Source organism: Oribacterium sp. KHPX15, assembly GCF_900107835.1.
Classification (GTDB): domain Bacteria; phylum Bacillota; class Clostridia; order Lachnospirales; family Lachnospiraceae; genus Oribacterium.
Genome location: NZ_FNRG01000004.1, coordinates 1 through 12,020, shown reverse-complemented (window position 1 = coordinate 12,020; position 12,020 = coordinate 1). Strand labels below are relative to the sequence as shown.

Here is a 12,020-nt window from a genome sequence, read left to right as displayed (position 1 = left end):
CCCTTCGCAAACTCTCCGATGACTTTTGTATTATTATACTGTTCACAGTGACAGGCACCTATAGTCCTTCTCCTTTCGCTGTCAAGCCTTATAGACCTCTTCCCCGTCCACAATGGTTGCTACAAGGTTTGCCTGTGCAACCTTTTCAATATCGTCATGGAGGAAGTCACAATCATAAACCGTCATATTGGCAATCTTGCCGAACTCGATGGATCCCAGCCGATGCTCCTGGTGCCAGGCGTATGCTACATTTATGGTAAGGGCACGCAGGGACTGTTCACGTGTGATCGCTTCCTTGACATTGAGCGGCAACGTCTCTATACCCAGTGTCTTTGGCGCATTACGTGTTTCAGCCATGTAAATGCTGTTTCTGATACTGATGGACGGTGAAACAGGATAGTCCGAATGGAACACGGTACATGCGCCCGCATCAAAGAAGGATTTGATCGGGTATGAGTTTTCTGCCAGTTCCTTACCGACATAAGATTCCTCAATCTCATAGAAGCCCGGAATTTTCGCAGTCCACAGCGGAGGAACTGCCGGAATGGAGCGGGTTGCGCCCATGCGGCGGATATCCTCGTCCGTGACAAAGTGCAAATGAGCCAGAACATTGCGCTGATCCATATCACCGGTAATTTTTTCCGCATCCTCGATGCAGCCCAGCATGAAATGGGTCGCGCCGCCGCCCTCGGAGTGAACGTGTACCGGAAGTCCCTCGGCATCTGCCGCTGTGATCAGCTCTACCATCTTGTCATGATCGTTGAAGCGTTCATTGCCGTGGTAGCCCGGCTGATCGGCGTAATCCTGGTTCTGCCAGCCTGTGTGCGCTTCGGTCACACCATCTAAGAACGTCTTTACACCGACTACATGGAAGTATTCACCGCTGTATTTTGCGCGGGTCGCGGCGATGCGGGCGACCTCCGCCTTCGGATCCTCCGGATTGTCCGGACACATAAGATACGCATAGGTACGCAGCTTAAGCTTACCCTCCTGCTCCAGCTCATAGAAAGCCTGAACAGCTATCTCATTGGTAACCTCCGTACCGGCATCGGCCACTGCTGTATAGCCGTTTGCAAGTGCCATATCCTGCCATGCGAGCAGATAGTCCTTGGCATTCTCGAGTGTAGTCGGGAGCTTGGGATACACTTCAAACACAGGTGCTTCACAGATGTAGCCGTCTGGTTCCCCGTTTTCATCCACGTGAACCAAATCGTAGCCCATTTTCTTTGCATAAGCCGCATCAATGCCCGCCCATTCCATCGCCTTTGTATTGAGCAGCATGGAGTGACCGCCGCCGGTCTGCATAAACAGCGGCTTATCGCTGCAGATCTCGTCCAGATACGCTTTGGAAACATATTCGTCATTTTCGGTCCACCCTGCTGCCAGGTAGAACTCGCGCTGCGGATTCTTTTTTATGAAATCACTGATGATCTCCCGGTATTTGTCGTAGTCAGTTGGGATAACCTTGGCGAGATTAGCCTGCCCGATCGCTCGGTCGCCTGCCAGGTAACAGTGGCAGTGGGATTCCAAAAAACCGGGATAGATGAAGTTCTCACCGTAATCCAGCACCTGGGCATCTGCACCGGCAAGCTTCTTCACTTCTTCTGCACCACCGATATAGGCGAACACGCCGTCCTTAACAAGCGCTGCTTTTGCAGTGGGCCTCTTTTCATCCATAGTGATGATGTTGCCGAGAACAATAGTCTGTTTCATGTGTAAATCCTCCTATCTTATTGTTTATATTTATAGTTACGAAACTAACTCTGTCAGTTCACGTTCTCTCCGCAGAAGAACACCTCTGCCGGCTTGTTATAGCTGAATCCCTCATGCTCCGCCCCTGCAATATTTTAAGCTCTGTGGTTAATATATGTTTTACTGTTTCCTGAATACCGTTTTGCCCTTAAATACGGTTTCTAGCACCTGAATATCCTGAATACCTTCCACAGGAACGGATTCGATGTCACTGTCCAAAACGACCAGCTCCGCTGATTTTCCAACCTCGATGGAGCCTGTGATATCTTCAAGATGAGCCTGATAGGCGGGATGGATCGTATGTGCCTGAAGGGCTTCCTTAAGGCTGACACATTCCTCCGGCAAGGCAGCCGGAACATCCTTGAACAGCTCATAAGTCGGATCTCTCCTGACATGTCTTCTCGTCATAGCCACCTGGATACCCGTAATACCATAGGAGGGACTGACAAAGAAATCTGATCCGTAAGCACACACCACACCATTGTCGATCAGTGACTTACTGGGATATGTATTTCTGACGACATCCTCGCCCCAGTCAGCGACCATGATCGGTTCTTCGGTAGGATTATCATTGAACCATGCCGGCTGATTGCTGGCGATGATATGGCTCCTGCCCATACGAACCCTGTCCGGCGGATCAATAAACGTGCAATGCGCTATTATATTTCTGATATTGGGGTCCGGATACAGCTTCTGCGCGTTCTCATAGCAGTCGATCACTTTGTGGATAGCATAGCTTCCCATAGCATGTGTGTGAATATTGAAGCCCTCCTTGTTGGCAAGTGCCATGGACTCCTCCATATGCGCCTCATCCCAAAGAAGCGGTTCTCTTGTACCCGGCGTATGGTTCACCGAAGTGTCCGCATAGGGTTCGATCATTGAAAACTGCCCATCCGCGAAGTATTTTACCGTATTTACGGTAAACAGGTCTCCAACATCAAACTTCGTGCGGTTAGCAAGAGCCCTTTCCATGTCTTCCTGCCTTGTCGCATCGTTGACATTATGAACACCGGAAACTCTGGTGGTAAATTCTCCGTTTTTTGCCATTTCCGTCAGAACCGGATAAGATGCACCCTGCTGACAGTCACACATCAGTGTAAACCCGGTTGAGTTAAACATGTCAAAGCACTGCTTCAGAGAAGCCCTGTGTTCCTCCGGTGAAAAATCATAATTTGGAATACTGTCAATTATGGGAAGAAAGGTAACAGGCTCCTTTATATAGCCGCTGGGGCTTCCGTCTGCTTCCTTTACGATCAGCCCGTTATGATCATCCGTATCCTTATTGACACCGGCGGCTTCAAGTGCCTTTGTATTTAAGAGAACCCTGTGTCCACAGTACGACATCAGAACAGCCGGTTTATCCGGTACGACCACGTCAATATCATGTCTGGTGAACGGTCTCACGATACCCTGGAGCCCTCCTGAAAACCATGTTCTGTCCCATCCAAGTCCCCTGATCACCTTGGCATCCTTTTGTTCCTCGACATAAGCTCTCAATATGTCCTGAAGCCTCTTTATCACACCCTCGGGCGTGTCCTTTTGGGGATCCGGCACAATAGAACTGAAACTGCATGTTGCGAATTTTTTTGCGGCATGAGCAAGATGCATATGTGCATCTCCAAGACCGGGGATGACGCTCTTTCCGTTACAATCGATAACTTCCGTGCTTTCTCTGATCCACTCCTTTACTCCCGCCTCGTCACCAACATACACGAATTTGCCGTCCTTGATGGCAATCGCCTGTGCATGTGTTTCCGTTCCATCCAGTGCGATGGAATATACTTTTGCGTTTCTGTAAACCCTGTCTGCAGTCTGAGACATTTTTTGCTACCTCTCTTTCTTAAAATTTATGATGTCAGGTTCAAAAGTACCTTTTGACCCTGACATCATGTTTATAGTAAAGAAACGATCTCCGTCAAAGATAAAAATATTTGGTGAGCGGATATATGTTGGCCCAATCTATGATTTTGATCACGGATTCCTTTTCCGGATGGATGTTGAATTCATCGAATACCATCACTTCCCTGTTCTCCCTATCATAGAGCGGCCATTCATGCGCCTTGCCGTCCGGAGATATATCCGCGGAAAGTGACGGGTTTCCTGTCTTTGCAAACTGAACCCACATTTTCCGCACCGTCTTTGAAAAGGTTTCGTCAAATACCCTGCCTGTAAGGCCAGTATCATCCGGGTGGTTAAGTACGGATGAAAGCTCGATCGCATGCGAGCACTTCACATACGGTAAAGAGGATTCTATCGTGAAGTAATAGGTGTATGACTTACCGCCGGCCTTTGCCTGCTCCTCAGACATTCTGATATGCGTTGCATTAAACCATAACTGGCTGAAAAGACGGCTGCCTTTTTCGTAGTTTTCTCCCTCCACGCTGTCACAGTAGCGCTCGATCAGTTCCTTATCCTCGTCAGGCAGCCCGGCGATCCTTCTCGTCTTACGGTCATCAGACCACATTCCGAAAAGCTCAGGCCCCATAAAATGGACAAAATAATTCATTTCATCCTTATTGCAGCCATGAAGTATTTCGATATCCTTTATGGCGCCCTTCGCATACGCATCATACGGGTCAACCGGCAGATATTTTCCGTCTCTTTCCGGACCTATCCGCAGTCCCGTCACCGCCGACACCCTAAGGAGCTCTTCCGCATCAACCTTATTCAGCTCAGCTACGGTTTTACAACCGAGTATCTCCATCACTTCATTTGTGCAGCCGATGGCCTCTTCCGTAGATATTGTTATGGAAGGACCGCCGCTCTGGGCGATGACCCTCCTGATATATTTGTGTGAACCCTCCACCAGAGGAAGCATGGTAACGCTTCCCGCGCCGGCAGATTCACCGAAGATAGTTACATTATCGGGATCGCCGCCAAAGCCTTCGATGTTCTCATGGATCCACTTAAGCGCCATCATCTGATCCATGGGGCCTAAATTCTGTGCATCCGGATAGTCATTGCCATCAGGCAGATGGGACAGGTGAATGTAGCCGAAAACACCTACCCTGTAAGCAATGGAAGCAAAGATCACGTCCGGGTTTTCCTTGGCGAGATTGCCCAGGTCATACAGAGGATCGCCTGTTGCGCCCATTGCATAACCGCCGCCATGTATCCATACCATGACCGGTTTTTTTCCGGTGGTTTCACCCTCTGCCTTCCATACATTCAGATAAAGGCAATCTTCACTCTGGTAATAAAGCGAACCGCCCTCGCTTATATCTTCCATCTGGCGCGGACTTTTTGCATTGTAGTATGCCTCATATATGCCATCATCAGGTAAATATTCCACGGGAGCTTTCCAGCGAAGCTCTCCGACAGGCGGCTTAGCTGTGAAAGGAATACCCTTATATGCAATGATATTTTCAGATTTTCTGCCTACAAATGTGCCGTTTATGCACTTCACGGCAAGTGACTTGTCATAATTACCGTCAGTTATCTTCTTGTTTTCACCATACCTGGCTCTTGCCTTCTTCCTTGCATCATCAAGAGCTTTTCGTGTCTCCTCTGTCAGGGGCGGTGCCATCAGATTCTTAACTTCACTCATTTTTTTGTTCCCCTCCTTCCACTTCAGTTCACTTTCTCTCCGCAGATATACACCTCTGATGGCTTGTTATGGCTGAAACCATCATGCTCTGCTGTAAGCAGATCGGTATCAAACACCAGGAAATCAGCATCTTTGCCGGTCTCGATGGATCCCTTGCTATCCTCGATACCAAGCTGTTTTGCTCCGCTTATGGTATATCCGAGTATCATTTCTTCTATGCTCATCTGCTCAGTTGCGGGCGGATATGCCCCCTTAGTCCTGCTGTGTTCCAGAGCTTTTGTCTTATCGGTGATGTGGCGGGTCATTCCTACTTCCATACCAAGATAAGGGCTCCAGTTATCGCCGAAGAATACCTCATCGCTTGAGAAAGTAACGGTAGCTCCGCTGTCCCAAAGGCTCTTGCAGCGGTACATGGAAAGTGCCCTCTTTTCTCCAAGCAGTTCACACCATGTCTTAAAAGGATCTCCACCCATGTTGCCTGCATGCCACCACGGAGTGTAATCGGCGAAGACCCCAAGCCTTGCAAAGCGGTTAATGTCCGCATCATCCTGAATTTCCAGATGGGCACAGGTGACCTTCACATGGTATTCATCTCCGAGCTCCTTTCTGGCAATTTCCACACCGTCCAGTATCGTACGCGACGCACGCTCACCTACGGCATGTACGTGAAGATCCAGCCCTGCCTCGTTAAGGAGTTTTAACAGCTCTGCAATTCCCTCTTTATCAAAGGTTGTAGCTCCCACTGCGCCGGTATCCTCATATGGTGTTACAAGCGCGGCAGTCTGTATCTTTAAAGTACCATCCATAAAGATTTTTAATGTATGAACCTTTAAGTGCTCAGTATCAAACTCACGGCGGAAACGCTTTGTCTCTTCCACTGCCTCCTTCATCTTTTCAGGCCTTGTGAGAACATAGCATCCGTCCACATATACCGGGAGCTTTCCTTTTTTATCAAGGTCTCTTAAGTACGCATAAACACGCTCGTGAAGCTCGTTATGCTCCGGAAATCCCGCATCAAAGACACAGCTTACTCCAAATGTTACGGAGTCTTTTATCCAGCGGGTGAGGGCCGCTTCTATCTGCTCATCAGTAAGATTCTTCAAATGATCAAAAAGTAACCGCCAGCCTGCGGCTTCATATACATTTCCGGTAACATGACCGTCTTTGCGCACATAATAGCTGAGCCCCGGAACTATATCCGGCGTTTCGTCCGTTATATGATGCTTCTCTAAGATCCTTGAGTTCACCCAGACGCTGTGCGCTTCCGATTCCATTATAAGCAGCTCATTGTCCGGGCATATTGCATCGAGTTCTTCCTTTACAATAGTCTCACCGTTTAAGAGATCACGTTCCAACTCGAATCTGTACCGGTCAAGTCCGGGATTCTTTTTCACATATTCAGCCATGAAGTCCATGGCTTCCTTCTTGTTTGTACATTCGACATATACTCCAAAATCCGTATACTCAAATCCAACACCCAGACTCACATGGACGTGACTGTCAATGATACCCGGAATGATAAGTTTTCCGTTAAGATCCGTAACCTCACCCTCATAATCAGCAAGGCCCGCCTCCTCTCCCACATAGACGAATTTACCGTCCTTCACTGCAAGAGCTGTTGCCTGCGGCATATCTTTATTTGATGTGAAGATTTTTGCATTTTTGATGATCCTGTCTGCCTTCATACTTTTTCCTTAAATCCTCCGTCATTTCACCATATAGTCCAATAATCCTTTAACATCTGCTATTCTGCGTATTAAGTATTCGCAGCAGATTTACCGATATTACCTGTAAATCGACAATACCGCATAATCAGCTATTGTCTGTAATGCGGTATTGTCGTTCATTCTTTTTAAGCGTGAGTGTAGACCCACTCTCCGCCCACCATGGTTCCAAGCACGGGCGAATCCTGGATATGCTCCGAATCGCACTTGGTAATATCATCACCAAGTACCACCAAATCTGCTTCCTTCCCGACAGTAATACTGCCCAGCCTGTCATCACAAAGCATCTGATAAGCCTCATTAATGGTGGTCGCTTCGATCATCTGCTCTATAGTAACGCGCTCGCCAGCATTATGCAGTGTGTCCGGACGTCCGGGAAGCTGACGAATCACACCTTTCTGTATGCCTGTAAGCGGATAGGCTGGATTTGTAACAGGATAATCGCTGGCAGAGGTTACCGTAACTCCGGCATCAAAGAAGGCCTTCATCGGAAGCTGATCTTCAGCACGTTCTTCACCGAGAACAGCTACCATCATTTCAAAATATTCCGGTTCGAAATCAAACCAGTGGGGATCTGTAGAAGCTATAACGTTTAGTTTAGCCATACGGGGTATATCCGCCCTGTCTACCACCTGAAGATGGGTTATGGCATCCCTGTAATCGTGAGGTCCTGTCTGCTCCAATGCTTTCTCTATGGCATCCAGAGCCATGCAGAGTGCCCCGTCTCCTATGGCATGAGCATGTACCGTAAATCCCAGCTCGTGAGATTTTTTGTATATTTTAATAAGTGTTTCCATGTCAAAGCGAAGCTGCCCATGATGCTGATGCTCGACAGACCACGGATCTGTGTAAGGCTGCTTCATATATGCTGTTGAAGGTGTCCCCGGCATCGTACCGTCTATCTGTATCTTGATATTGCTAAGCTCGAACATACGCCCCCTGGTCTTCTTTCTAAGCTCTGCCGCATGTTCTATCTCTGCCATCGTATCATGACCTTCCGCCTGAAATACCTGATAAGCGGCATAGACATGCATTTTAAGCTTTCCTTCCATATCAAGCTCATGGCAGGCAAGTGCGGCATTGTCTGTAGTATCCCAGTTGATGATGGGTTCAAGGATCAGGGTCTCTCCATGAGCCAGATATTCCTCCTGATAGTGCAGGAATCCCTCCTTATACTGCTCAACCGAGAACACGGTAAGCTCCTTTAACAGATCCATGGCACCTTCACGGAAATAACCGGTGGGATTTCCCTGATCATCACGGGTGATTATTCCATCACTTATATCCGGCGTGTTTTTGTCGATTCCCAGTCGTTCCATTGCGGCATGATTAACCCAATAAGAATGATGACCTATATCCGCAAGAACGATCGGTTTATCTGTCAAACCATTAAGCAGATCCGCAGTGGGACCGTTTGGTCCCATATCCGGTGTGGGTATGAAGCCTGAGCCCTGAATAACATCCAGCTCGGGTCGTTCCTCAATGAACTTCTTTAACGCTTCAAGATGTTCCTGTAAGGTATCCATGGGACTTAGATGTACAAAGAAAAGTGCTTCCGTTCCTCCGGGTGCGATATGACCGTGTCCCTCTCCAAATCCAGGAAGAATGATACCTTTATCATACCGGATCTCCTCCGTATCCTTGTCAATATATTCCTTCATGCCTTCTTCGTCTCCCACATAGACGAACTTTCCGTCAGAAATCGCAAGTGCCGCAGCCTTGGGCTTTTTCTTATCAACTGTGTAGATATTGCCGTAGATGACCTTATTTGCCTTCATTATCTGTATCTCCTCTTATTGTTAATTTATTTTCTTTCCCGCAAAATACACATCTGTTGGTTTGTTATAGCTGAAGCCCTCATGCTTGGCAGTAAGCAGGTCAGTATCAAAAATAAGGAAATCAGCATCCTTACCCTTTTCAATAGAGCCCTTGCTGTCTTCTATACCAAGCTGCTTTGCTCCGTTTATCGTATATCCGAGTATCATTTCTTCTATACTCATTTGCTCATCGGCGGAAGGATTTGCTCTGACGGTCCAATCTGTTTCGGCAGCTCTGGTTTTCTCATTTATCCATCTTGTCATTCCGACCTCCATGCCAAGGTATGGACTCCAGTTGTTAAAATCACCATAGTGGATATCATCGCTGGACCATGTAACATTGGCACCGGTCTTCCAGACCGACTTACAGCGGTACATCTTACACGCACGCTCCTCGCCAAGCAGCTTACACCATGTTTTATAAGGATCTCCGCCCATGTTTCCCGCATGCCACCAGGGCGTATAATTGGCGTTAACACCTAACTTTGCGAAACGGTCAATATCCGCGTCATCCTGAATCTCAAGATGTGCACAGGTGACTTTCACATGGTATTTATCCCCAAGCTCCTTCTTAGCCATCTCCACACCGTCAAGTACATTACGGGATGCGCCCTCACCTACAGTGTGCAGGTGCAGGTCAAGTCCTGCCTCATTAAGCTGAATAAGAAGCTCTGCGATCTGATCCTTATTGAAAGCAGCCGTTCCCTTGTCCCCGGTATCTTCATAAGGTGTCACAAGTGCTGCCGTTTCAATCTTTAAGGTACCGTCATTGAAAATCTTTAAGGTGTGCACCTTAAGGTGTTTCGTATTAAATTCACTGTTAAAGCTCTTAAGCTTTTTTATCGCCTCCGGCACCTGGCGGGGCTGTGTGATCACATAGCAGCCGTCTATATAAACGGGAAGCTCTCCTTCCTCATCAAATTTTTTTAATCGTCTGTAAACCCTCTCATGAAAATCATTGCATTCCGGAATACCGGCATCAAAGACACCCACGACCCCTGCATTGACAGAAAAATCAAACCAACGCTTTAAGGCGGCATCAATCTGATCATCTGTCAGTTTTTCCGCACCATCGATCAGAAAGCGGGTTTCCGCAGCCGCTTCAAATATATTTCCTGTTATATGTCCATCCTTACGCACATAGTAACTAAGTCCCGGCACGGGATCGATGATATCATCCGTAATGCCATGACGCTTAAGAAGCTTTGAATTTGCCCATATGCTGTGTGCCTCACCCTCTAAGATCATGATCTCACTGTCGGCACAGACAGCATCAAGATCTTCCTTTGTAATCTCTTCACCGTGCAGAAAAACACGCTCCAGAAGGAAATTGTAGCTCTCCTTGCCCGGATTGTTCTTAATATGATCAGCTATAAAGTCAAGCGCTTCCTTTTTGCTGTCACACACGATATACTCGCCCATATCCTTATACTCAAATCCGACGGGCATGGTAACATGGACATGGCTGTCGATGATTCCCGGCATTATGAATTTCCCGTCAAGATCCGTCACCTCGCCCTCATAATCCGAAAGACCGGCATCATCGCCGACATAAATAAATTTGCCATCCTTTACCGCAAGGGCTGTAGCCCGCAGAGTTTTCGTGTTCGATGTAAAGATTTTTGCGTTTCTTATGATTATGTCTGCCTTCATAGCGCCTCCTTTAATTAAGCCAAACAATATACAGTTATTGTACTTAAATAAATGTTAAAAATCCGTTAAAACATAAAAGTGATGAGGGTGCATTAACAGTCTTAAGTTATTAAGACTGTTAATGCACCCTCACCAAAACCAAAAAGAGGTTACCTATTCTTCATTTCATTTGACACATACCTTCCGGATTTATACTATATTTACGTAAAAATGACGGTTCTTTACTGCTGTGAAAGACAGAGGCTGTTATCTTCGTCCTCTATAAACTCCACCTTTATGCTTGCAATTCTCCCTGCGCAGATCCTTTGGTTAAGATAGTCTCCTCTTTCGATAAAAATATATCTGACAAAAGAATCCGCAAACAACCAGAATAACACATAGAAAAATTCCTGTGGAATATCACCAAGGTATTTTCCAATTAATGAAAGGAGAATGCCTGAGATCACGGTACCAATCACCATTTCTCCAAAAACGAGCCGATGATGTCTGTTCTCCTGTATAATCTTGCCAAGTTGATAGTCCCCGTCCGAAGTGATCGTGTCAACAATGATCTTTTTTTGCTCCTCGGTAAACTGTGACCCGTATATCTCAAGAACGATAGGATACTTTGTCGGAATACACTCAATAAAATCAGTAATATAATCCGAAAACTCAGAGTTAAGGCTCACACAATCCCTAATGCTGTATTTGCATATGATATCGTCCATATTTTGTACATAACATGGAATATAAGCTATCCCCTCTTCAAGAACCTCCTTATTCAAACGATGCTTCAGGAATGACTTTTTATTCAGAAATTTTTCTATGTTATTATCCGTTTGCATCTTTTCTCTCCTATCCACGGCTTATATCACCACTTCCTTATTTGACTTGAGTATAGCACAGAGATGCTGATTTTCCCCACAAAAATTCACGATTTCTAATGGGAAAAGTTCACAGTGACAGGCACCTATAGTCTTATTATCATCAAGTATCACCGCCTCAAAAGAATCTGCTGATTACCAGCTCATGGAATTAGTATACCACTGCATCATCTGCTGTGTAGCCATCGATTGAACCGGCCTTAACCTGGATACATGCGTAGCTAAGCTCTGAATCATCAGCTGCAAAGAACTGTCTCTTTCCTTCGGGTGAAATCTTGACTACATCGCCCTTTGCGATTTCAACATCCTCTCCATCTACAGAAGCTTTGCCCTTTCCTGAAAGGATGATATAGATCTCTTCATTCTTCTTATGTGAGTGTACAAAAGGAACACTTGCTCCGGCAGGAAGATGATTGATGCTTATTTCCGCTCCTGTCAGCCCCAGTACATCATGAAGCTCTGTTCTTGGGTCCTCAGTTACATTTACTTTTTTAAAATTTGACATATTGTTTTCCTCCATTTGTTTGCTATTTGTTTTTGTTTGCTGTATCATCATTTTATCTCTAAGAATCATCCAAACAAGTACGAACATTTATAATACATAGTTACATTTATGATACTATTACGCATTTTCAAGGAGAAATTTTCATGAAAAGTATATATG

The 12,020-nt window shown here is 46.3% G+C and carries 8 protein-coding genes; all 8 read right to left on the bottom strand.

Features of this window, described 5'->3' with window-relative positions; all coding sequences use genetic code 11:
• Positions 1-81 precede the first annotated feature (81 nt).
• The gene (locus tag BLV86_RS03900) at positions 82-1,713 is read right to left on the bottom strand and encodes an amidohydrolase (RefSeq protein ID WP_090815200.1); all 1,632 of its coding nucleotides are present in this window, start codon (positions 1,711-1,713) and stop codon (positions 82-84) included.
• A 159-nt stretch (positions 1,714-1,872) separates the two neighbouring features.
• The gene (locus tag BLV86_RS03895) at positions 1,873-3,573 is read right to left on the bottom strand and encodes an amidohydrolase (RefSeq protein ID WP_090815199.1); all 1,701 of its coding nucleotides are present in this window, start codon (positions 3,571-3,573) and stop codon (positions 1,873-1,875) included.
• A 94-nt stretch (positions 3,574-3,667) separates the two neighbouring features.
• The gene (locus BLV86_RS03890; RefSeq protein WP_090815198.1) at positions 3,668-5,299 is read right to left on the bottom strand and encodes a carboxylesterase/lipase family protein; all 1,632 of its coding nucleotides are present in this window, start codon (positions 5,297-5,299) and stop codon (positions 3,668-3,670) included.
• Between the two features lie 23 nt (positions 5,300-5,322).
• Positions 5,323-6,984, bottom strand: coding sequence for an amidohydrolase (locus BLV86_RS03885; protein WP_090815197.1), 1,662 nt, complete (start codon positions 6,982-6,984; stop codon positions 5,323-5,325).
• 167 nt (positions 6,985-7,151) lie between these two features.
• Positions 7,152-8,801, bottom strand: coding sequence for an amidohydrolase (locus BLV86_RS03880; RefSeq protein ID WP_090815196.1), 1,650 nt, complete (start codon positions 8,799-8,801; stop codon positions 7,152-7,154).
• A 21-nt stretch (positions 8,802-8,822) separates the two neighbouring features.
• Positions 8,823-10,493: an amidohydrolase gene (locus tag BLV86_RS03875; RefSeq protein ID WP_090815195.1), complete on the bottom strand. Its 1,671-nt coding sequence runs from the start codon at positions 10,491-10,493 to the stop codon at positions 8,823-8,825.
• A 221-nt stretch (positions 10,494-10,714) separates the two neighbouring features.
• The gene (locus tag BLV86_RS03870; RefSeq protein ID WP_031555106.1) at positions 10,715-11,317 is read right to left on the bottom strand and encodes a hypothetical protein; all 603 of its coding nucleotides are present in this window, start codon (positions 11,315-11,317) and stop codon (positions 10,715-10,717) included.
• 190 nt (positions 11,318-11,507) lie between these two features.
• Positions 11,508-11,861: a cupin domain-containing protein gene (locus BLV86_RS03865; protein WP_031555104.1), complete on the bottom strand. Its 354-nt coding sequence runs from the start codon at positions 11,859-11,861 to the stop codon at positions 11,508-11,510.
• Between the last annotated feature and the right edge of the window lie 159 nt (positions 11,862-12,020).